The sequence below is a fragment of the Klebsiella sp. 1SOBk10mer genome (genome assembly GCF_046602535.1).
GTDB classification, from domain to species: domain Bacteria; phylum Pseudomonadota; class Gammaproteobacteria; order Enterobacterales; family Enterobacteriaceae; genus Klebsiella; species Klebsiella quasipneumoniae.
Window position 1 is genome coordinate 553,690 of the sequence record NZ_JBKIUP010000002.1, and the last position, 22,452, is coordinate 576,141.

Annotated in this window: 19 protein-coding genes and 1 pseudogene; 5 read left to right on the forward strand and 15 right to left on the reverse strand. The window is 56.5% G+C overall.

Features of this window, described 5'->3' with window-relative positions:
* Positions 1-350: 350 nt before the first annotated feature.
* A complete protein-coding gene (locus ACLH1I_RS08365) occupies positions 351-1,370 on the reverse strand; it encodes a LacI family DNA-binding transcriptional regulator (protein ID WP_198079557.1) in 1,020 nt (339 codons plus the stop codon).
* Between the two features lie 103 nt (positions 1,371-1,473).
* Between ACLH1I_RS08365 and ACLH1I_RS08370 the strand changes: the two genes are divergently transcribed.
* Positions 1,474-2,481, forward strand: a complete 1,008-nt coding sequence (locus tag ACLH1I_RS08370) for a Gfo/Idh/MocA family oxidoreductase (protein ID WP_130947775.1) — start codon at positions 1,474-1,476, stop codon at positions 2,479-2,481.
* A gap of 242 nt (positions 2,482-2,723) precedes the next feature.
* Here ACLH1I_RS08370 and ACLH1I_RS08375 read toward each other — a convergent pair whose 3' ends face one another.
* Genes ACLH1I_RS08375 through iolE form a run of 3 tightly spaced genes read right to left on the reverse strand, consistent with a single transcriptional unit; the run spans position 2,724 to position 5,854 of the window.
* Positions 2,724-3,755: a Gfo/Idh/MocA family protein gene (locus ACLH1I_RS08375; protein ID WP_023319879.1), complete on the reverse strand. Its 1,032-nt coding sequence runs from the start codon at positions 3,753-3,755 to the stop codon at positions 2,724-2,726.
* A 9-nt stretch (positions 3,756-3,764) separates the two neighbouring features.
* Positions 3,765-4,937: a Gfo/Idh/MocA family protein gene (locus tag ACLH1I_RS08380; protein WP_004202397.1), complete on the reverse strand. Its 1,173-nt coding sequence runs from the start codon at positions 4,935-4,937 to the stop codon at positions 3,765-3,767.
* Positions 4,934-5,854, reverse strand: coding sequence for a myo-inosose-2 dehydratase (gene iolE, locus ACLH1I_RS08385; RefSeq protein ID WP_023319878.1), 921 nt, complete (start codon positions 5,852-5,854; stop codon positions 4,934-4,936). Before iolE ends, ACLH1I_RS08380 begins: the two co-directional genes overlap by 4 nt.
* 573 nt (positions 5,855-6,427) lie before the next feature.
* On the opposite strand from iolE, the gene ACLH1I_RS08390 reads away from it, so the two are divergent.
* Entirely contained in the window at positions 6,428-6,853 is a 426-nt protein-coding gene (locus ACLH1I_RS08390; RefSeq protein ID WP_025999107.1) for a hypothetical protein, read from the forward strand.
* A gap of 131 nt (positions 6,854-6,984) precedes the next feature.
* Here ACLH1I_RS08390 and lysS read toward each other — a convergent pair whose 3' ends face one another.
* The 7 genes from lysS to ACLH1I_RS08425 form a co-directional block, all read right to left on the reverse strand.
* Complete coding sequence (gene lysS, locus ACLH1I_RS08395; RefSeq protein WP_108450641.1) at positions 6,985-8,502, reverse strand: lysine--tRNA ligase; 1,518 nt, start codon at positions 8,500-8,502, stop codon at positions 6,985-6,987.
* A 319-nt stretch (positions 8,503-8,821) separates the two neighbouring features.
* Positions 8,822-10,297 carry a dipeptide permease DtpD gene (dtpD, locus tag ACLH1I_RS08400; RefSeq protein ID WP_004202391.1) on the reverse strand — a complete coding sequence of 492 codons (1,476 nt, stop codon included), beginning with the start codon at positions 10,295-10,297 and terminating at the stop codon, positions 8,822-8,824.
* Between the two features lie 59 nt (positions 10,298-10,356).
* Positions 10,357-12,504, reverse strand: coding sequence for a lysine decarboxylase CadA (gene cadA, locus ACLH1I_RS08405; protein WP_002892486.1), 2,148 nt, complete (start codon positions 12,502-12,504; stop codon positions 10,357-10,359).
* Positions 12,505-12,586: 82 nt separating this feature from the next.
* A complete protein-coding gene (gene cadB / locus ACLH1I_RS08410) occupies positions 12,587-13,921 on the reverse strand; it encodes a cadaverine/lysine antiporter (RefSeq protein WP_004202389.1) in 1,335 nt (444 codons plus the stop codon).
* A gap of 365 nt (positions 13,922-14,286) precedes the next feature.
* Positions 14,287-15,855: a lysine decarboxylation/transport transcriptional activator CadC gene (cadC, locus tag ACLH1I_RS08415; RefSeq protein ID WP_017898812.1), complete on the reverse strand. Its 1,569-nt coding sequence runs from the start codon at positions 15,853-15,855 to the stop codon at positions 14,287-14,289.
* 289 nt (positions 15,856-16,144) lie between these two features.
* The gene (locus ACLH1I_RS08420) at positions 16,145-16,417 is read right to left on the reverse strand and encodes a DUF1471 domain-containing protein (RefSeq protein WP_004202387.1); all 273 of its coding nucleotides are present in this window, start codon (positions 16,415-16,417) and stop codon (positions 16,145-16,147) included.
* 100 nt (positions 16,418-16,517) lie between these two features.
* Positions 16,518-17,438, reverse strand: a complete 921-nt coding sequence (locus ACLH1I_RS08425) for a Kdo(2)-lipid IV(A) acyltransferase (RefSeq protein ID WP_017898813.1) — start codon at positions 17,436-17,438, stop codon at positions 16,518-16,520.
* Positions 17,439-17,946: 508 nt separating this feature from the next.
* Here ACLH1I_RS08425 and ACLH1I_RS08430 point away from each other — a divergent pair.
* Entirely contained in the window at positions 17,947-18,813 is an 867-nt protein-coding gene (locus ACLH1I_RS08430) for a GNAT family N-acetyltransferase (protein WP_004202384.1), read from the forward strand.
* Positions 18,814-18,885: 72 nt separating this feature from the next.
* On the opposite strand, the gene ACLH1I_RS08435 is transcribed toward ACLH1I_RS08430, so the two are convergent.
* Both ACLH1I_RS08435 and ACLH1I_RS08440 read right to left on the reverse strand, forming a co-directional pair.
* Positions 18,886-20,190, reverse strand: a complete 1,305-nt coding sequence (locus ACLH1I_RS08435) for a citrate synthase (protein ID WP_023319875.1) — start codon at positions 20,188-20,190, stop codon at positions 18,886-18,888.
* A 45-nt stretch (positions 20,191-20,235) separates the two neighbouring features.
* On the reverse strand, positions 20,236-20,376 hold the full coding sequence (locus ACLH1I_RS08440; protein WP_032425838.1) for a hypothetical protein: 141 nt from the start codon (positions 20,374-20,376) through the stop codon (positions 20,236-20,238).
* A 303-nt stretch (positions 20,377-20,679) separates the two neighbouring features.
* Between ACLH1I_RS08440 and ACLH1I_RS08445 the strand changes: the two genes are divergently transcribed.
* Positions 20,680-20,850, forward strand: a complete 171-nt coding sequence (locus ACLH1I_RS08445) for a hypothetical protein (RefSeq protein WP_023319874.1) — start codon at positions 20,680-20,682, stop codon at positions 20,848-20,850.
* A 78-nt stretch (positions 20,851-20,928) separates the two neighbouring features.
* Here the strand turns inward: ACLH1I_RS08445 and uraH are convergent, their stop codons facing one another.
* Positions 20,929-21,330 (reverse strand): hydroxyisourate hydrolase, encoded by a 402-nt coding sequence (gene uraH / locus ACLH1I_RS08450; protein ID WP_087774527.1) that lies wholly within the window; start codon positions 21,328-21,330, stop codon positions 20,929-20,931.
* A gap of 392 nt (positions 21,331-21,722) precedes the next feature.
* Positions 21,723-22,016 carry a hypothetical protein gene (locus ACLH1I_RS08455; protein WP_135731633.1) on the reverse strand — a complete coding sequence of 98 codons (294 nt, stop codon included), beginning with the start codon at positions 22,014-22,016 and terminating at the stop codon, positions 21,723-21,725.
* A 298-nt stretch (positions 22,017-22,314) separates the two neighbouring features.
* Between ACLH1I_RS08455 and ACLH1I_RS08460 the strand changes: the two are divergent.
* A pseudogene (locus tag ACLH1I_RS08460) lies at positions 22,315-22,452 on the forward strand (integrase); the annotation flags it as partial.

Genomic DNA, 22,452 nt, shown 5'->3' on the forward strand with positions numbered 1-22,452 from the left:
CTGTTGTGACGGCGACGGCGCTGCGGGGTTTTCCGCATTTCGTCGTGATCGGAATCACAAATAATGGCTGTTTTATCATCACTTTTTTGAAACATCAGTCCATTTATGCCACACCGTGAATTCCAGACCATTTATTTCATTAACAAGACATTTGAAACTTTTATAAGTAAATAACTGAAATGAAAATTTTAAAACTATGCAGTAACAGAATTTTGACAGACATCTAACATTGCTGCATAAATGAGCGAAAAATGAGAGGCAGACAACGCTTTAAAGCGATCGCCCCCGGCGGGGTTGGCATTTACCCGCCGGGGAAATCCGTGTTGTCAGGAAGGGAGGCGCCGCACGCCTTAGTCCACGTTCTCGGCGCTGTAGAGGATAAAGTCGACTTTCCCGTCGGCATAGGTTTGCGGCTGATAGCCGGACTCCAGATGGCGCAGCATCAGGTCGATCGCCAGCTGGGCGTGCTGGCGGGTGTTCTGATCGAGCGTTAACGCCAGGCTGCCCCGGGCCAGCTGCTGGCGGGTGGTATTGTAGCGCTCATGGGTGATCCAGCAGACGTCGCTTTCGCGGCGGTGGCGAGCCAGCGCCTCGGCAATCTGAGTATTGCCAAGCCCGGTGTTATAGATCCCGACAATATGCCGGCTGCGGCACAGGGCCTGCTCCAGCAGGCGGGTGATCTGCTCCCGCCGCTCCTCGCCCGCCAGCACCTCATTAAGCTGCAGGTGGGGAAAGCGCTGGCTCAGCACCTCGCGGAACCCCTGGATGCGCAGGCGATGCGCGCTGTAATCCTCCCGGCCGCTCACCATCAGCACCTCCCCGGGCCGCGGCGTCATTCTCCCCATCATTAACCCCGCGGTGCGGCCAGCCTGCAGCTGATTGATCCCGACGTGGCAGAGCCGGTCGGCGCCGGGCAGATCCGTCGCCAGGGTGATGACGGGGACGCCCGCTTCCCGGCAGCGGCGCAGCGCGTCATGCACCACAGGGTGGTCATTGCCGAAGACGATGATCCCCTGACGCTGCTGGCAGCTGCGCATAATGCGCCGGGCCAGGGTCGCCGGCTGCAACTCCGGGACAAAGGTGCGGTGCAGGGTCAGACGGCGATAGCCGAGGCTATCCGCGACGGCGGCGAAATCCTGCGCCAGCTGCGGAAAAAAGAACGAGTCATTGCTGCTGAGAAAGAGCTCAATCTGCCAGGGAAAGCGGTGCTCCTCCGGCAGGATCCGCTTCAGCCCCGCCTCCCGCGCCGCCTGCAGCACTTTGCGCGTGGTCTGCGGCGATACGCCGCCGCGTTCGTTCAGCACCCGGTCCACAGTGGCCACGCCGACGCCAATCTGTCTGGCCAGCATCGCCAGTGACATGTTTTTCATCGCCCCTCTCTTCAATGATGGAAATACATCAAAACGGCAGTGTCAGTGAGTTTAGCAAACCGATTATGGTGGCACCTTCCCTTCGCCATTCTGGAGAAAAATAATGAATTGCAAACGTTTTGCCCTGGTAGGCAGTGGTTTTATCGGTCAGGTTCATGCCGCCAGCCTCGCCCGTCATGACGGGAGCGAGTTGACGATGGTAGCCGATGTCGCGCCGGAGCGCGCCCAGTCGCTGGCCTCCCGCTATGGCGCCCGGGCGGTGACGGTGAGCGAGGCTCTCCGTAGCGACGCCATCGACGCTGTGCTGATCGCCAGCTCAACCCCGTCGCATGCCGAACTGCTGGAAGCCGCCGCCCGGGCGGGCAAGGCGGTCTATTGCGAAAAACCGATCGACCTCTCCCTGGCGCGCGCCCGCGAGGTGGTGGAGCGGGTGCTTCCCCTGAACGTGCCGGTCACCGTCGGCTTTAACCGGCGCTTCGACAGCAGCCATCAGCAGCTCCGCCGCCAGCTGGAGCAGGGCGCGATCGGTCGGGTGGAGCTGGTGCAGATGGTCTGCCGCGCCTCCAGCATGCCGCCGCTCGACTATCTGCGCAGCTCCGGCGGTCAGATGCGCGATCAGGCGATTCACTTCTTCGACCTTCTGCGCTTTCTCACCGGCGATGAAGTGCATACCGTGGCGGCGATGGGCGCGGCGCTGGCCCTGCCGGAAATCGCCGAATTTGGCGATGTTGACACCTCCATCCTGATGATGCAGATGCGCGGCGGCGCGCTGGCGCAGCTGGACAACACCCGCCGCACCGGCCACGGGTATGATGAACGGATCACCCTGCTGGGCGCAGAGGGCGCGCTGGAGTCCGGCAGCCAGTCGCCGGCGGGCCCTACCCTGTGGCGCGGCAATCAGCGCATTGAGCCAGGCCTGTGGCCGGACTGGTTCAGCCGGGTGCAAGGATCTTATTACCAGCATCTTGACGCCTTTATCCGCGCTCTGAATGGCGAAACCGTGGCCGACCTGCCCGGCCTGGTGGACGGCCTGCAGGCGCAGGCGATTGCCGAAGCGGCGGTTCAGTCTCTGAAGCGCGGCCAGTTTGTCGCCGTCGACGACTGTCGGTGAGGGGTTGCGTGGCACCAGCTATCAGGCTCTGAACCTGCCTTTATGCCGGGCGGCGGCGATGCTTTGCCCGGCCTACATAACACAGGCATTAATCCGATTTAATATCAAACGGTTGCATAGATATCCCAGGCCCGCGCAAGCGCAGCGCCGCCGGGCAAGGACGGCGGGCACCGTGCGCGTCCCGGTGCCGGGCAATGGCGGACACGCTCGTGCGGCCTGCAAACCAAAGCCCGGCCGGCCCCTTAGCGTTCTTCGTTAAACACCGCGCCCACCTGGCGCCGCACCTCATCCATCACCTGCAGATTCTGCAGCACCCGACTGAGCGGCCGCAGCGGCGAGTCCTGCAGCCCCTGACCGACGCACCAGGCAAAATGCTCCGCCTGCCAGAACAGCTGGTCGTAGCGATTGCGCGGCTCTTCCCAGCGCAGCGCCTGCCCACCCTGGCTGGCAGCGAGGGTGAACCCGCCGGGGGCGTAAAACTGACCGTCGATCGTCAGGGTCGCCTGACGTCCGGCCACCACCGCCCCGCCCGGCGTGTTGCTGAACAACGTCGTGTTTAACAGCCCCTGCATCCCGTTCCGCCAGCTGAACAGCATCGACGTCTGACCGTTAAGCCCCTCCGCCGTCGCGCTGCCGCGGGCGACTATCTCCTGCGGCATGCCGCCTACCATCAGCGCAAACGAGGTCAGATAGCTGCCGAGATCCATCATCGGCCCGCCGGCAAGGTCGGCATTAAAGATGCGGTGGTCAGTAGTAAAATACTCGCCGTGATCGGCCAGCAGAGTATGCAGGTCGCCGAGTACCCCATCCTCCAGCAGCTGACGGATCACATCATACTTCGGCGCGTAATCGCACCACATCGCCTCCAGCGCCAGTTTTCCCTGGCGGGCGGCTTCGGCCTGCAGTTCACGTCCTTCGCCAAGGTTGAGCGCGAAGGGCTTCTCAATCAGCACGTGTTTGCCCGCCTTCAGCGCCTGCATGCCGTCGGGAAAGTGATGGTTGTGCGGCGTCGCAATATACACCGCATCAATATCCGGACGCGCCAGCATCTCCGCCACATGGCCGTAAGCCTGGGGGATCCCCCATTCCGCGGCTACCCGGTCGGCCTTCGCCTGGCTGCGGGAGGCAACGGCCACCACCTGCTGCCGGCTCTGGGTTTTCAATGAGTGCACAAAGCGCTCGGCGATCCAGCCTGGACCGATGATGCCCCAGCGCAGGGAGGGAATGCTCTGCGCCGCCGGGCGGCGCGGGGTCGGTAATTGTGAGGGAAACATAACGGCTCCTTAATCCTTAACCACGTTAACCCAGCGACGGCTGACCATTGAGGCTTCAATCGCCGACAGCACGCGCTGATTCTGTAAACCAAATTCAAAGCTGGGATAGCAGTCGTCGTCCCCGCAAATACCCTGCACCAGGTCATGCACTTCAATCACCTTGACGTCAAAATAGCCCAGCCCGCCGCCGCCAAAATCGAAGCCGAAGAAGCCGGCATAGGCCGGGATCTGGCTCCCGGCATACAGCGTTTTAAAGCCGCGGTCGTGTTTGTCATCGCGGAAGCGATAGACCTGCAGTTCGTTAAAGCGCTCCCCGTCCATATACAGCGTGCCTTCGGTGCCGGAGACCTCCCAGAACACGCCGAAGATGCGCCCGGCGGCGATGCGCGAGGCTTCAATCACCCCCGCGGCGCCGCTGTCGAAATTGACCAGACACTGAACCTGATCGTCATTTTCCACTTCCCGCCACTCGGCATCGGCCGCGACCCGGCTGGCATACCCGGCATCGGTCTGCGGTACCGGACGCTGGCGCAGACAGGTTTGCGCGCTGGCGGTCACTTCACGGATCCCGCCCATCAAAAACTGGGCGACGGACAGGGTATGGGCGCCGAGGTCGCCAAGCGCCCCGCTGCCGCCGAGGGTTTTCGAGCAGCGCCAGGACCAGGGCAGGTTCGGGTCGTTATAAAACCCCTGATCAAAGGTGCCGCGAAAGCGCACCGGTTCGCCAATATCGCCCCGGGCGATAATCTGCTTTGCCAGCAGCGCCGCCGGGGTTTTGATGTTGTTAAAGGCCACCATGGTCTTCACCCCCGCGCGCCGGGCCGCCTGCGCCATCTCCTGCGCCTGCTGCTCGTTAACCGCCAGCGGCTTCTCGCAATAGACATGTTTACCCGCCGCGATCGCCGCCATCGCCATCGTGTAGTGCAGATGGTTCGGCGAGGTAATATCCACCACGTCCACCAGCGGATCGTTCACCAGTTCGCGCCAGTCACCGTAAGCCTTCTCTGCCCCCAGCTTCACCGCATGACGTTCGGCCAGCGCCTGATCCTGATCCGCCAGCGCGTAAAGATAGGGGCGCTTCGGCAGATCGGGATAGAACATGGCCGCGCGACGGTAAGCGTCGGCGTGCGCCTGGCCCATAAAACCGGAGCCAATGAGACCAATATTTAACCGTGCGCTCATGATGCGTGCTCCTCTGATGATGAAGGGGACGAGAAATGGTGCGCCAGCCAGGCGAAGGCGCGGCGGGCGGTGGCCAACGGCGGCGCCATCGCCGGGTCCTGCTCGGCTTCGATAATCAGCCAGCCGCGGTAGTCGCTGTCGCGGGCAAAGTCGAGGATCGGCGCATAGTCGATGCAGCCGTCGCCAGGGATGGTAAACAGCCCGGCGCGCACCGCCTCGTTAAAGCTCAGGTTTTCGCGATACAGGCGCCCCAGCACCTGCGGACGGACGTCTTTCAGATGCAGATGGCGTATACGGTGACCATATTTTTCCAGCACGCGCGGGATATCGACCCCGGCGACGAAGGCGTGTCCGGTATCAAACGCCAGCCCGACGTTGTCATGGGTCTGTGACAGAAACCGCTCCAGCTCGTCGTCGTGCTCCACCAGCATCATCAGGTGATGGTGATAGGCCAGCCGCAGACCGTAGTCCCGCAGCAGCAGGTCGGCAAAGGTATTCAGCTTATGGCAATACGCCGTCAGACTGACGCGGCTTAACGGCGGTGAGAGCGAGATCGGCTCATCAAGCGGCGTTTCACCGGGCAGTTGCCCGCACTCGCCATAGACCATGACCCTGGCGCCGAGCTGCTGCAGGAGCTGCGCGTGGCCCCGCACCGCCTCCAGCTCCGCTTCCACGCTGCGGTCAGCCAGTAAGCCGCTGTACCAGCCGGACGCCAGCCGCAGGTCAGCCGCCGCCAGCAGAGGCCCCAGCGTCTCCGCCTGGCGGGGAAACTTGCGCCCTAACTCAATGCCCTGAAATCCCGCCTCCCGCGCCTCGCGCAGACAGGTGTCGAGAGGGATATCGCCGCCTAAATCCTCCAGCACATCGTTGGTCCAGCACAGGGGGCTAATGCCCCACTGCAGGTGCTCTGTCGCCATGTTTATCTCCTTTTCAGCCAGTCGTCTGGTGTGCCGTCACTATAAGCAGGCGACGACCAGCGATGAAAACGGAGAAATGATGGAAATCCATCATTGCCGCGGGCGGAATATCCGTTGTCGCCAGTAGCCCTGAAAAATTAATGGAAATAATGCTTGCCGCAGGCTTATTTTGCAGATAAAAATTACTGGCTTAATAACCCGTTTCAGAGGTTATCCCTTTCATTCGAAATATGATGATAGCAATATGAAAAAAACTCAATACCGCACCAGCGCGGGCTTTAGCCCTGCGCCCAGGCCTGGCCTGCTGTTATTTGCGTAAGTGACAAATAATCGCTTTTAAAACATCAATTACTTAACATTCTCTCTGCAATAATATGACAAGCAGCGGGAAGATACGGTGATAAATAAAATCAGGGTAATGATGTTTTTACAAATAAATAACCCTTCGCCTTTCTGATCATTATTTGTCAGGAATGGCTGCGGTTATATTTATTCTGACGCCCCCGGAGAATACACCAATGTGTATCAACCTTTATGACAATGCGCGCCGCTATCGCAATGAGAAACAATAAGATGAATAAGACCTGGCTTTTCACCACCCTCACCCTGGCGCTGGTCGCCGCCGCGCCGGCCCACGCCATTAGCGCGAAATACCGGGAGCAGCTTGAACGCTCCGGCTGTACGCAGATGACCGACGGGACCACCTGCGATATTCATAAAACCAAAGCCGAGAATGCCGCCGCCGCGCAGCAGGCCAGCAGCGGCTTCGGCCCCTGGCTGGGCACCTGGTATGTTTATACTGAATATGGCGATAAAATTGATGAGATTACCGTCACCGCTAAAACGGTGAAAACTCATGGTCATCTGGTGGAGGACGCGAAAGCGAGCCAGGGTAAGCTGACTTTCCGGGTGAAAAACTCAACCTTTACTCTCAACGACGCCTTTAACGGCAACTGGACAAACGGCAGCCAGCGCGGCACGTTGCAAAAAATAGAGTAAACTCCCTGCTCCCCGGCGGGGGCACACCATGCCGATAGACTGCGGTGACCGGTTCGTCCGGCCAGGCAAGCAATGTGATGTGACTCATGCGGGGAGACCTCCCGGCGCGGGCCGGGAGGAAGTGCAACAGATTACTTCTGCGGACGCATGGCCGGGAAGAGGATTACGTCGCGGATGGTATGGCTGTTGGTAAACAGCATCACCATGCGGTCGATACCGATGCCCAGACCGGCGGTCGGCGGCAGGCCGTACTCCAGCGCGGTGACGTAGTCTTCGTCATAGAACATCGCTTCGTCATCGCCCGCCGCTTTGGCGTTGACCTGATCCTGGAAACGCTGCGCCTGATCTTCCGCATCGTTCAGCTCGCTGAAACCGTTACCGATTTCGCGGCCGCCGATGAAGAACTCGAAGCGGTCGGTGATTTCCGGGTTCACGTCGTTGCGGCGCGCCAGCGGGGAGACTTCTGCCGGATATTCAGTGATGAAGGTCGGCTGGATGAGGTGCGCTTCCGCCACTTCATCGAAGATTTCGGTGACGATGCGCCCCAGACCCCAGCTTTTCTCTACCTGAATGCCGAGAGATTCCGCCAGCGCTTTCGCCGCGTCGAAGTTATCCAGATCCGCCATGTTGGTTTCCGGACGGTGTTTTTTGATCGCCTCGCGCATGGTCAGTTTTTCAAACGGCTTGCCGAAGTCAAACACCTGCTCGCCATACGGCACCTCGGTTTTGCCCAGAACCGTCTGCGCCAGGGTGCGGAACAGCGACTCGGTCAGTTCGATCAGGTCTTTGTAGTCCGCGTACGCCATGTACAGTTCCATCATGGTGAACTCTGGGTTATGACGTACCGAGATCCCTTCGTTGCGGAAGTTACGGTTGATTTCAAACACGCGTTCGAAACCGCCGACCACCAGACGTTTCAGATACAGTTCCGGCGCGATGCGCAGGTACATATCGAGATCGAGCGCGTTGTGATGAGTGATAAACGGACGGGCGGACGCGCCGCCGGGGATCACCTGCATCATCGGGGTTTCCACTTCCATAAAGCCGCGGGCCACCATGAACTGACGCATGGTCGCGAGGATCTGCGAGCGGATGCGGAACGTATGGCGCGACTCTTCGTTAGCGATCAGATCCAGATAGCGCTGGCGATAGCGGACTTCCTGATCCTGCAGGCCGTGGAATTTATCCGGCAGCGGGCGCAGGGCTTTGGTCAGCAGGCGCAGCTCGGTGCAGTGGATGGAGAGTTCGCCGGTTTGCGTTTTGAACAGCTTGCCGCGGGCGGCGATGATGTCGCCGAGATCCCATTTCTTAAACTGTTCGTTGTAGACGCCTTCCGGCAGGTCATCGCGGGCCACGTACAGCTGGATACGGCCGCCGACGTCCTGGAGGGTGACGAAGGAGGCTTTGCCCATCACGCGGCGGGTCATCATCCGGCCGGCCACCGCAACTTCAACGTTCAGGGAAGCGAGTTCATCGTTATCCTTCGCATCGAATTCAGCGTGCAATTGGTCAGAGGTATGATCGCGACGGAAATCGTTGGGGAAAGCTACGCCCTGCTCACGCAGCGCAGCCAGTTTTTCGCGACGAGTTTTCAGTTCATTATTAAGGTCAATGGCCTCATCGGCACCTTGTGCTTGTTGTTCAGACATATGGGTTCCTCATAACCTTGCTTTCAAACTAGCTTCGATAAATTGAACCAGGTCACCCTTCCGCGCGGCCTGTCTCCGGCTTTACACCGAAGAACAAGAGTAACGAATCTGGCTTCACTTCAAGCTGATCTCACTCAGCTATGCCTTCACTAACGGTATTTTTTATCGTTGGCTTCCGCGCCTGCCAGAATATCCTCCTCCTGTTCACTACGCTGTGCAAGGAGCGGCTTTGCGCTCCGCTGTTGATGGGATACCCCCGGTCGCGCTGCGCTTACCGGGGCGATAAATCGCGCTGGCCGATAGCCCGCCGGGACGCGCATCAGGCGCCGCCGCCGGGAAGTTCGCCAGCCGCCGCGCGGCGTTTGCCGACGCTACAGGCTGCGGCAAAGGCGATAATCACCATCACCGCCACGCAGCCGAGGGTCCATTCCCCCATCTGCGAGAAGAAATGCTGATAGGCGGCAATCGCCGTATCGCTGATTTGCGATTCGGTGGTCTGCTGGGCGACCACGCCCGCCAGCCAGTTGGCCACCGCGCCGGTGGCCAGCATGTAGATCCCGGTCAACACCCCGGTGACGCCGGGCATGTTCAGGCGGGTGATTTGCGCCATCGCCACCGGGTCGATAAACAGTTCGGCAAAGCCCATCATCGCCAGCCCGGCGACCATCATGCCCATCGAGGCCTGACCGTCAGCGGCGCCGTGGCGGGCATTAAGCGCCAGCAGCATAAAGCCGCCGCCCATCAGCAGCAGGCCGAAAGCGAATTTCAACCAGACGCGCAGCACCGAACGTACGCTGCCTTCCGGGCGCATCAGCCACGCCAGTACCACGCCGGCCGCCATCACCGCCACCGCATTAACCGACTGGAACAGCGCCGTCGGCACCTCCCAGTTCAGCAGGCGGCGGTTAACAAAGTGGTCGATAAACAGGCTAATCGAGCTCCCGCCCTGCTGAGCCAGCACCCAGAACAGCGTCCCGGCAAGCATCAGCAGGACGATCTGCCATAGCGCGCGACGATGCTCGGGCGCTTTGATCATGATCCGCGCCACCATCTGGGCGGCAAACAAGCAGACGATCGCCAGCAGATAGCCGGACCAGTTGTTTTGCAGTAGCAGTGTGAAGAACACCGGCGCCAGGCACAGCATCACCAGCAGCCAGCCCCAGGTCGGCAGCACGAATTTCACCGCCCGCAGCGCCGGTTTATCGACGCCGCGGGTATGCCGGAAATGGCGGCTGCCGCTTAAGAAAATCATCAGTCCGATGAACATACCGATTCCCGCCAGGGCGAAGCCGATATGCCAGCCGTACCACTGGGCCGCCAGCCCGCAGGCGATGGGCGCGGCGATGGAGCCGACATTGCCGGCGGCGTACAGCAGCGAGAAGCCGCCGTCGCGACGCGGATCGTCGTGGGCGTAGAGTTCGCCAAGCAGGCAGCTGATATTGGATTTGAACAGGCCATAGCCGCAGATAATGATCGCCAGCGCGACGTACAGGCTCCATGCGGAGGTCGACTCAACGCCCAGCACCACGTGGCCGAGAGTCATCAACAGCGCCCCGGCAATCACCGCCGTGCGGTTGCCGAGCAGACGGTCGGCAAGCCAGCCGCCGAGAATAGGGGTAACGTAAACCAGAGATGCGTAAGCGCTGAACAGGCTGATGGCGTGGCTGTCGTCGAAGCCAAGCTGGTGGGTGAGGTAGAGGATGAGTAAGGCGCGCATGCCGTAAAAGCTGAAGTACTCCCAGATCTGGATCGCAACGATGTAGTAAATCGCGCGCGGCTGTGAGGGTGTTTTCATGTGTTCTCCTTGCAGCGTGAAAAAGGGAAGTGGCAAGCCACTTCCCTGGTGTGCGTCTATTACTTGTTATTCTCTTCTTTCAGCACTTTAACGGTGTAACGACCATCCGCCTGACGATAGGCGCCGTGGATATCGGTTTCGAAGCCCGGGTAGTGGGCGCCGATTTCGCACAGCATCTGCAGGAACTCCAGCACCGGACGGCTCTCTTCGGTGATCATTTCACCCGGCATCACCAGCGGCACTCCCGGAGGATACGGCAGGATCATGTTGGCGTTGACGCGGCCGACCATCTCTTCGAGGTACACTTCTTCCGTCTGACCGTGCAGCTCTTTCTGGAACGCGGCATACGGGGTCATCACCATCGATGGCAGCACTTCGAAGGCGCGGAACATCAGGTCCGGCAGGTTGTGGTGCTCAATCAGTTTGTGAATGTTCTGCGCCAGGTCCTGAATACGCATGTTCTCATAGAATTCAGGATCTTCACGGTACAGCGACGGCAGCATGTTTTTCACCCGCAGGTTCAGGTCGAACGCGCGTTTGAAGTCGGTCAGCGCACGCAGCAGGCTCAGCGCTTTGGTTTTGTCGATACCGATGCTGAACAGGAACAGCAGGTTGTACGGACCGGTTTTCTCCACCACGATGCCGTGTTCGTCGAGATATTTCGCCACGATGCTTGCCGGAATACCGAAGTCATCCATGGTGCCGTCTTTCTTCATCCCCGGAGTCAGCAGCGTGACTTTGATCGGGTCGAGGTACATGTGTTCGTTATCGATGTTTTTGAAACCGTGCCATGCACTGTCGGAGCGCAGCGGCCAGCATTCAGGGCCGTCGATATGTTCCGGCTGCCATACGTCGAAGAACCAGCCGTCAGACTCGCCTTTCAGACGTTTGATCTCTTTACGGAACTTGATGGAACGTTCGATAGAGCCGTCGATCAGGCGCTTACCGGCGTTGCCTTTCATCATCGCTGCCGCGGTTTCGGTGGACGCCACGATCCCGTAGTGCGGAGAGGTGGTGGTGTGCATCATGTAGGCTTCGTTAAAGGTCTCTTCGTTAACGTCGCCTTTCACGTGGATCATCGACGCCTGAGAGAACGCCGCCAGCAGTTTGTGCGTGGACTGGGTTTCGTAAATCACTTTCCCTTCGACGCGGCCGCCGCTCATCCCGCATTTGCCTTCATAGATCGGCGAGAAGTTGGTGTAAGGCACCCACGCGGAGTCAAAGTGGATGGATTTCACATCCAGGGTTTTCTTGATGAAGTCAGTGTTGTACAGCAGACCATCGTAAGTCGAGTTGGTGATCACCGCGTGTACCGGCCAGGTCGCGTTCGGCGTCTCTTTCACACGCTTGGCGATAGTCGCGTGCTGGAATTCGCTCTGCGGGATACCGCCGAGGATGCCGTAGGCGTTACGGGTCGGACGGAAGTAGATCGGCGTAATGTCGCTCATCATCATCAGGTGAGTCAGCGATTTGTGGCAGTTACGGTCAATCAATACGGTGCTGCCGGCCGGCGCGGAGTACATACCGACGATTTTGTTGGCGGTAGAGGTGCCGTTGGTCACCATATAGCTGCGTTCAGCATTGAATACGCGAGCGATATACTCTTCCGCTTCTTTGTGCGGGCCGCTGTGGTCCAGCAGGGAACCCAGTTCAGAAACCGAAATCGAGATATCGGATTTCATGGTGTTGGAGCCAAAGAAATCGTAGAAGATGCTGCCTACCGGGCTTTTCTGGAAGGCGGTACCGCCCATGTGGCCCGGGGTACAGAAGGTGTATTTGCCTTCACGCACATATTTGAACAGCGCTTTGGTCAGCGGCGGCAGAATGGTGTCGATATATTCGTCAGTGTTCTGTTTGATTTTGTTCGCGATATCTTCCGCAGCGCCCAGCGCATATTCGAAGAAGCGAACCTGCATGCGCAGATCGTTCAGGCTAACGTCCAGCGTGGAGTAGGTGTTAGCGAACGCATACAGCGGCATGTACTCGTTCATTTTGCTGATTTCTTCGCACAGCTCGAGATTGTATTTATCCCAGTCGAAGATCACGCCGCACAGACGAGAGTTGTTTTCGATCAGTTTTAATAAGTCGTCACGGTCGTTCGGGTAGACAATGCGGAAGTCCAGGCGTTCGAGAGCACGATGCAGTTCACGGATGGGTTCTTCTTTGAAGTAAACCCCCATGTGATTCATGATTGCAATAACGTTCATAGTCAAATCTCCAGATGTAGAAAGCCCCTCCCGTCGCGCTATGACAGGTGATGGAAGGAGCCTCAGGAAAAAGGGTTACTGATTAGTGCGCGTTAGCGGGGCTGTTGCTATCCGATGTGTTGTTCTGGCGCTGGTGCATTTTGCGACCGTAGAACATCAGGATAATCAGGCTAACGATAAAGGTGCCGGCCAGTTCGAAGGAGCTTGCGCCCATCAGCGCGATGAAGCAGAACACGCAACCCAGTACCGAACAAATCAGGCTGACAAAGTTACGGATGTTGATGCCTTCAAAACGAATCAGGTCAACACAGGAGTAGAAGTAAGGCAGCATGGTCAGCAGTACCGCGATACCGGTCAGTTCGCCGAACAGGTCAGAGGCTTTACCACCGGCGGAGTTCATCAGGGTAATCAGCACCATCAGCGCGGTCATTTTCACTGCGGCCAGCAGCAGGCCTTTTTTCGGGATACCGTTGCTATCAACTTCGCCATACACTTTCGGGAAGTTGCCGTCGTTGGCGGCGCGGACACCGGCCTGGCCAACCAGCATCATCCACGAGCCCAGAGAAGTCAGGCAGGCAAAGGCGGTGAAAGCGGATACCATCGGCGCAGCCCAGCCGCCGAGAATAGTAGAGGCGCTAATCGCGAACGGCGCACCCGACGCGGCCATCTGAGAAGCAGGATACATACCGGCGATAACCTGAGTCGCGGCGATATAGACGATACCGGCCATCGCAGTACCCAGCATGGTAGCCAGCGGTACGGTACGTTTCGGGTTTTTCACCATCCCGGTACTCACGGCGGCGGATTCTACGCCAACGAAGGCCCACAGGCAGAGCAGGATACTTTTAATGACCGCGTGGCTATCGGTGGTGCTGGAGGTGTTCCAGTTCGCCTGATAGGTAGCGACATCAAACCAGTGCCAGCCGACGACCGCGGTCATCACCACTGGAATAAGCACCAGCACCAGACCAATAGTGGTCAGACGGCTGACCCAGGTCCCGCCGAGCATATTAACGAAAGTAAAGATCCACACGATGGCAATACAGGCAATCCCTGCTGGCACCGGGTTATTTAAAATGGGGAAGAACGTAGACAGATAAGAAACCGCGGTAATCCCGATAGCCAGGTTACCAATCCAGTTTGCATGATAATAAAGCACACCGGTCTGGAAACCGAATGCCGGAGATATTTCCCCTGCGTAAGCAATTGGGCCACCCTGCTGCGGGTTTTTAGTGGCCAGTCGGGCATAAACATAAGCCAGAGACATCGCACCAATAATTGAAATCACCCAGCCCCAAATGGCAATACCACCGATGCTGGCCAGGTTCGCAGGTAATAATGCAATACCGCTCCCCATCATATTACCGGCGACAACACCGGTACAGGCAAATAGCCCGATCTTCTTGGCAGAACTCATGGTTGTTTTTCTCCTAAGTTTATTTGGGAGGTACAGATCATGATACAGAACCATTAATTGACCCGACCAACTGCCAACAAGATTACTGATTTGTACGAGATAAGTCCTAAAGATAAAGTGAAATAACAACAAACATCAGACAAATGATATTTTGACCTTTTTCGCTTAACATATAAACATGACAACAGGGTGTCATAAAAAGATAAACATTGTTGTTTTACATGCACTTAAACCAGATTCAGTGTGTTGCCGAACTGTTATTTAAAGCCTCCTGAATGCTAAATATAAATAACAACAAGAGGCTTCATGAGAAACATAAATTTAACCTCACCATGCCCAAAACCTTGTACAGGATGAGGGTTTACTTATTCTGAAGAGAGGAAATTATCGAGATACGGAACCACCCGGTTGACCGACGTCTGGAAAACCCCGTTTTCAATCCAGTACAATGTGTCTCCCCCGGGGCGTAAATTAAACGCCGTAATGTAAGAATCTGCTGCCAGCCGGTTCTCACCTTTCATCTCATAGACTTTGCCTAACAGCACATAATTCAGCCACGACATCTCTAAATCGATCGCACTGTTAATCGCGGTATTCGCTTCATCGACTTTGCCCTTCCCCAGCAAATCCACCGCTTTTATTTGATAATAAATCGCCATGTCTTTAATACCTGGCATCTCCCCTACCCGCTCAACTTCGCTGTAGAGGGCTGCCAGCTGTTTATCATCCAGCGGCTGTTGCGAATGGCGTAATACATCCACCAGCGTCTTTTCGGCATACGCATAAATAAAATCAGGCGCCCGTTTAATCACGTCATCCAGCAGGCTGCTGGCCTTGCTTAATGAGTCAACATCGCCCTTCATTAACAGCTGATGCGACTGGTAGAAATAGGTTAACGCCACGCTTTGCGAGGGTTGATACTGCCTGAGCATCGCCTGCATCCGCGCCGGCCACGGCTGCGTCAGGGCATCCGACAGGCTGTTCATCAAATCGTTCTGGATGGTGAGCTGGTTGTCATTGGTCACAAAGTAGCGCTTATCGAGCATCGTCGAGCTGTCGGCATTATCCACCAACTGTACCGACATAAAGCACTGCTGCGCCCGGTAGTGGCGCTGATTGACGAACTCAATGGTTAGCGTTTTACCGGAACTGCTCGGCTCATTGATGTTGTAGTCCGTTTTGTCATGCACCATAAAGGTCGAGAAGGTGTTCAGCGAGGTGGTGATCAGGCTGGCCAGGCCGACCGCGTAGGAGTGCTGCGACGACCAGTTGGTGCAGGAGTTACCATTCACCAGGTGGATATCGATATCGCGCGGATTAAGCAACAGGCGCGCCTTGTTGACCGGCGGCCGCGATTCCATGCTCGACAGCGCCACCAGCGCCACGCAGGTGCCCAGCGCCAACAGGAACAGTCCCCACACCAGGGCGGTGGTGAGCCGTTTACGCACTGACGGCGCACTGGCCACTGTCGGAGCGGGAGCTGGCACGGCGGGATCGGCGGCGGAGACGGGCGCATCGGGCGGCGCACCGGCAGCCGGCGGCGCGGTCGCGGCGACCGAAGGCGAAGGCGTCAGCGCCTCCATCTGTGGGGCGAGTTCCTCCCCTTCTTCGGTGCACCAGATCACCGGCACCGTGAGCTTATACCCCCGTTTGGGTACCGTCGCGATGTACTCAAGGCTAACGTCGTCGCCGTCTTTGAGCGACTTGCGCAGTTCAGAAATACTCTGCGTGACGACGTGGCTGGTCACAACGTTCCGGGTCCAGACGTTTTCGATAAGCTCGTCCCGACTAAGCACTTCCCCCGGATGGCGAGCGAAAAAGACCAGAAGGTCGATTAAACGCGGTTCAAGGGTAAGCTGGCGCCCCTTCCTGCTGATTTGGTTTACAGAGGGGGTTACCAGCCATTCACCGACGCGAACAACAGGTTGTAGCATACAAGAAAGCCCCAGACAAAAAGGGAAAGGCGCGATGATAACACATTTGTCCTACCTATTTTTGCCAGGGGTCACTCCCTCAGGCATTAGGTTGGAATTCGCCTTTTAGCGACAATAAAAAGCAATATTTCATTAACATCGTGATCATCAAATTCATATATAGCGATAAAAAACGTTTTCGCTTCCGCTTAGCCGTCGGAACGTGGGCAGCGGAAAAAAATAAGCCCGGAGGCGTAATGCGCTCCAGGCTCAGTCAGTGGCGTGCCGTTATGGCACGCGGAAGAATCGATTATTTATACACTTCCGCTGTGGCTTCAAAGTTAGGACCATGCTCACGCGCAGCAGTAATCACGTAGTACTTTCCGCCTTTCTCATCGGCCAGCTTGGAGAGCTGATCGTGCAGATCGGAAGGTGAAGAGAACTGCCCACCTGACGGCCCCACCGAGATCGGTCCGACCTTGGTCAGTTTAAAGTGTTTAGCTTCTTCTTTGGTGATCAACTGCGCGGCGGACGCGCCAAACGCAACGGCGGAAAGGGCTAACGCGACTATCACTTTTTTCATCCTGCAATCTCCTTGGAATGGGCCTTAGATCAGGCTCTTTCAGTATAGACGGCGATTTAATAAGCGTGCTACCGGTGCGCTGATTTTTTGGCCGCAGCGTTCAGTAACGCGGCGGCACCCCTTCCGGGCGGGTCTTAAAGCGCCGGTGCAGCCACATATATTGTTCAGGCGCCATCAGGATGCACTGTTCGATAATCTGGTTCATCCACGCCGCGGTAACCTCGGCGCTGGCCAGCGGCGGCGTGCGCTCCGGCGTCAGGGAGATCAGCTCATATCCCATACCGTTGGGTTTGCGTCGCGGAACAAACGGCACAATCGTCGCCCCGGACATCTTCGCCAGCATCCAGGTGCCGGTGGTGGTCGCCGCCTGCTCGACAGCAAACAGCGGCGCAAAAACGCTGCTGGCCGGCCCGTAATCATGATCCGGCGCGTACCAGAGGATCTCTCCCTCTTTCAGCGCCCTGACCATGCCTTTCAGATTTTTTCGATCCAGCATGGTCTTGTTCGAGCGCAAGCGTCCCCAGGTCTGCAGCCAGTCAATCAGCGGGTTATCATTGGGCCGGTAGACGCCGATCCCCGGGGTAAACATGCCATACATTCGCGCCCCCATCTCGAGGGTCAGAAAATGGATACCGATCAGTAAGATGCCCTGCTTTTGTTCCAGAAGTTCGACCACCTCGTTTACGCCGCTGGTCTCGGTCCAGCGCGCCACCCGGTGCGTCGGCCAGAACCAGGCCATGCCGGTCTCCATCAGCCCCATGCCCAGCGATTCAAAGTTTTTCACCAGCAGAGCCTCACGCTCGGCGACGCTCATCGCGGGAAAGCAGAGTTCGAGATTACGTCTGGCAATCCGTGCGCGGCTTTTCATCACCCGCATTGCCAGCCGCCCGAGCGCTGTGCCCAGTCGGTAGATCACTGGATACGGTAATTGCACCAGCAGCCATAAGAGGCCAATTCCCAGCCATAATAGCCAGTAACGCGGGTGCAATAGCGCGCGGGAAAATTTGGGTAAATTTGACATAGTAATCCTGTTAATTCACTCAATAATAGCTGAGCAAAAACCGCGAAATAAAGTAGCGGATCCTGCCGGTTGTATTTTTCCAATTCGTGCGGTAACACTAAGACACAAAGCACGATATTATACGTTGTTCAATCACTAATTTCAGTCTTGCGATTGCGGCTACTCTATTATTAGCCACATCGCGTAAAACTTCCTTTTTTATGCATAAAAAAATAAACCAGACCTCTACAGCGCGACTGGTTGCCCAAAAAACAAACAGCATATTTTCTCATCGCCTGTTGCATTGGCCCCGTGGTTGCTCTGCAGCACGGAGATAACGTGCTGCGCGGCGGGATGTTCAACGTCATTTGTGACGCCTTCATGCGGTTATTTGTGACTCGGGCAAAGGTTAAGCATCGACATTGCGGATCCTTTTCCCAGATATGCTACGTTTACAGCGCTCATTCGACGCAAGTGCCTTTGCCGACGTCGTCGCTTTCAGAAGCCATAGTGAGAAGGAACTATGACAATGAATTATCAATTAGTGAAGCAAGTCAGAGAAAATAACATATTAAGAAAAAGCTTCATTGACCTTGCCGTTAAGACTTTCGACCTGTCTTTTGAAGAGTGGTATCAGCAAGGTTACTGGACTGACGCCTATATCCCCTACGCCTTTGTCGAACGTAATAAAATTATCGCTAACGCCTCGGCCAACATCATCGATCTGCGCTGGCAGGGCGAGCCCCGGCGGTATATTCAGATTGGTACCGTGATGACCGAACCGGACCACCGCAATAAGGGATTAGCCGGCCAGCTTATCCACCATATTCTGCAGGACTGGCAGCAGGAGGCGGACGCCTTCTTTTTATTTGCCAATCCCACCACGGTGGATTTTTACCCCAAATTTGGTTTCACCCGCAGCGAAGAGCATCAATATATTATGCCGGTCGCTCCGCGCGCCGGTGATTTTCGCAAACTGGATATGGACAGCGCTGACGATGTCGCCCTGCTCCGCCATTACTATGAAAAATCCAACCCGTTCTCACCGCTGCGGGTGGAGCACAACTTTGGCCTGCTGATGTTTTACTGCTCAGCCTTTATGAAGCATTTCGTTTACTATTCGGCAAAAAATGAGGCGGTGGTTATCGCCATGCAAAACGGTCCGGTGCTGATCTGCTTTGACCTGTTCTGCGATGCGGGCAAAAGCCTGTCGACGCTGGTCAACGAGCTGGCCGATGACCATGTTTACCAGGCTATCCTCGGCTTTACCCCCAATGAAGACCGGCTCGGCGAGTACGAGAAGATTGAGGGAGAAGATATCCTCTTTGTCTATGACCAGAAGGAAAACTTGTTTAAAGACAGGAAGTTGATGTTTCCTTTGCTGGCGCATGCCTGACGGCGCCGCGCCGTCAGGCCGATCAGTTATAGGTCACCACGAAGGTCGCGCTGGCGTTCGCCTCACCCGCTGTCACCGCGATCCGGTCGGCTGCTCGCTACGTCGTGAGACGTAATCCCGATACTCCTCGCCAACGTAAATCTGCCGTGGCCGGTAGATGGTCAGCGGCGCCTGGTGCATCTCGTTCCAGTGCGCCACCCAGCCGACCGTCCGGCCGACCGCGGTGACCACCGCAAACATCGACGAAGGCAGATTCATCGCCTTGAGGATCACCGCGGTATAAAAATCCACGCTCGGCGACAGGCCATTTTCCACAAAGTAGGGATCGGTCAGCGCCACGTCCTCAAGGGCCATCGCCACCTGCAGCAGACGGTCAGACATGCCTACCTCCGCCAGGACCCGATGGCTGGTTTCACGCAGGATATCGGCGCGCGGGTCACGGTGACGGTAGCGTGAGTTGCCAAAACCGAGGCGGCGAAATGCCTGCGGGTCGCGCTTTGCCTGACGCAGAAACGCCGGAACCTGATCGACGCTTTCAATTTCCTCCAGCATCCGCATGCTCGACTCATTGGCGCCGCCGTGCATCGGTCCCCATAATGATGCCAGCCCGGCGGCGACGCAGGCGAATAAGTTCGCTCCGGAGGAGCCCGCCGCGCGCACCGTGGTGGTGGAGGCGCACTGCCCGTGATCGGCATGCAGGACCAGGATCTGGTTCATCGCCTGCTCGATAACCGGATTGAGGACGTACTTTTCGGCCGGGATAGCAAACAGCATCTGCAGGAAATTTCCGGCATAGGAGAGATCGTTGCGCGGATAGGCGGCGGGTTGTTCAATGGTGTACTTGTAGCTCATGGCGGCGATAGTGGGCATTTTCGACAGCAGCCGCGTGGCGGCCAGCGCCCGATGCTGCGGATTTTCCACGTCCAGAACATCATGATAGAACGCCGCCAGCGCCCCCACCAGAGCACACATCAGCGCCATCGGGTGCGAATCGCGGCGAAAGCCGCTACACATGCGGGCTATCTGCTCGTGCACCAGGGTATGGCGGGTGATGGTCTCGCGAAACGTTTGATAGCTGGCCTCATCCGGCGCGTCGCCCCGCAGCATGATGTACGCCACCTCGAGAAAATCACACTGGCGAGCCAGCTGATCCACCGGATAGCCGCGGTGCAGCAGCACGCTGTTTTCCGTATCGATCCACGAGATCGCCGACTGGCATCCGGCGGTGTTGGCAAAGCCAGGGTCGTAGCTGCAGAATCCGGAGTGATTCAGCTCGCGTATGTCGACTCCCACATGGCCCCGGGTTCCCGGCACCTGCGGCAGGGTGATGGGCGTCGGTTGCCCGGCAATAGAAAGCGTTAACGGTGTGGTGCTCATCCTGTCAGTTCCCCCAGCAGCTTATCAGCGACCTGAAGTCATTCTTCAGGCGGAAAGAGCAACATAACCAATGTGATGCAGCTTATTCATTGATGTCATCACTATAACTCTGACAAAGAGGATATTTTGCTGGCCTTTCCGGGGAAACAGGCCATCTTTCCCCACCCCATCGTCGGATAGCGGCACAAATCGCCAAGGATAAAGGCGATCAGCGCTGTCAAAATTTACGCTGAGTACAGAAAGGATGAAGAGGAGCTACCATGAATTTTGTGCTGTCGATGACGCTTATCTGCATCGCCATCGCCTGGCTGATGATGAGCCTCCTGCCGGTCTAACCGCCCCCCCAGTGGCCTGGAAAACGCCCCCCTTCCGCCGTGGTCTTCACCGCTGAGGTTTCACCAGAGCCAGACAAGAAGCACTGGTTGCATATCAGGCTGTTGCGTTTTTCCACCCAGGAGTAGGCTAAAGGCCCACTGTTAAGGAGGTGATATGTCTGGACTGATCAACCCACATGCGGCCCCGGAAGAAGCAGCCTATGCGCTGCTGATTGAGCTGGTTCGCGCCCAGCGCGTGCCGCAATATGAAGGCGATATTTCCGGCCTGCTGGCGATATACGACGAAGCCGTTAAACACTTTAAAGAGAAAGAGCCCGAGCGTTAGGCATGGAGGTCGTTGTGCGGGGAAAGGGTGACGCCTGCGGGAGACGCGCAGGCGTTGGCTGGATAGCGGCTTGGGTCATCAGCTGCCGCGGTAGGTAGAGTATCCGTACTGACTGAGCAGCAGCGGGATATGCAGTTTTTGATTTTGCTTTGTGACATTGAAAATAACCGGAATCACCGGGAAGAACGTATTCATGTTTTGGCTTTTAAAATAGTCACCGGTTTTAAACGTCACTTTATAAACCCCCGGATCCATATTTTCCGCCTGCGGATAGAGCGATTTAATCCGCCCATCGGCATCCGTTTTGCCGGTGGCGATATGCTGCCAGCTCTCCCCTTGCTGCTTATCCAGCTCAATCTGCACCCCCGGCGAAGGGAGCCCGGTTTGCTGATTAAGAATGTGTACGCTGAGCGTGCCCTCTGGCGCCGCCAGCGCGCTGAAGCTGAGAAGGGAAATTACGGAGGCGATAACTAATTTCATAATCGTGACCTTTTGGGCAAGTGAAAGTGCCCTAACTATAGTCAGGGCGGCGGGGAAAAAAATTAAACTTTTTGTTATCAGATTGAGTTGATGGGTACTGTCTCCACACACAACACGCTGAACCGGTTTTGTCGTGAGAAGAGGGAGTATCTGATGTGTGAGTAATCCGGTGCTCTTCGTAACAGGATACGTGGCACTTAATCCGTCAGAGAGGGGAAAAGATTAGCTGGGGTCAAATATCACAAGGTTAAATAATATATGCCGTGGCCTCTGCCGCCTCTAACAGAACAGTGCTTACTGCAAATGGCCTGCCGTATTCGAAATAATCATTTAATATTATTTAACCTACTATTCCAGTGTAAGTAATCACCTGGTTCAGATAATGATTAGTATCATTGATTCTCTTGTCGCCACGCCTTCACCATCTCCTTTGTTACCTCTTTCTTGTAGCAAATAGGTGCGTACCCACCAGCTTTGCTCCAGGCACTGCGGCCACCGCACGAGCTGCCGTTCCGGGCGGTATTGAAGGGACAGGCACAGGTACCGGGATAGGATGCGACAGAGTCATCAATAATTCTTTGCCTGACCTGATCATCGCTTAAGGAATTCGATTTGGCGATGGAAATATCTGATGCAAAGACACACACAACAGCGAATACGGAGATGACGACGAATTTGATGTTCATTTGGATCTTTCCAGGCAGTGGATGAACATCGAGGGTATGCTTTCAAATAGTGTTCAATATTGATCTTTAACAACTGTACTTCACGCCAGCTTAAAATGCGATACTTAACCCAGTCAGACATAACCTAAAGCTATAATGACTATTAGCCTGTTACCGGCAACATATTTTCACATTCCTGCAGAGCGCTTATTCTGCACTCAGCTATAACCAGCATTAACCATTCTGTTCGATATTACAGAGCCGTAATGCTGTACTCTCACTGGCCATCGTCCGACAGATACTGCAAGACATTAGAATCATCGAAATGGTCCGTCGATATGCTCACCTGGCGCCGAACCACCTGACTGAACACGCACGGAAAATTGAGGCCATTTTTGTCGCTAGCGACACAAATACGACACAAGGAGGAAATCAGGCTGGGTTAAAACTGACATAA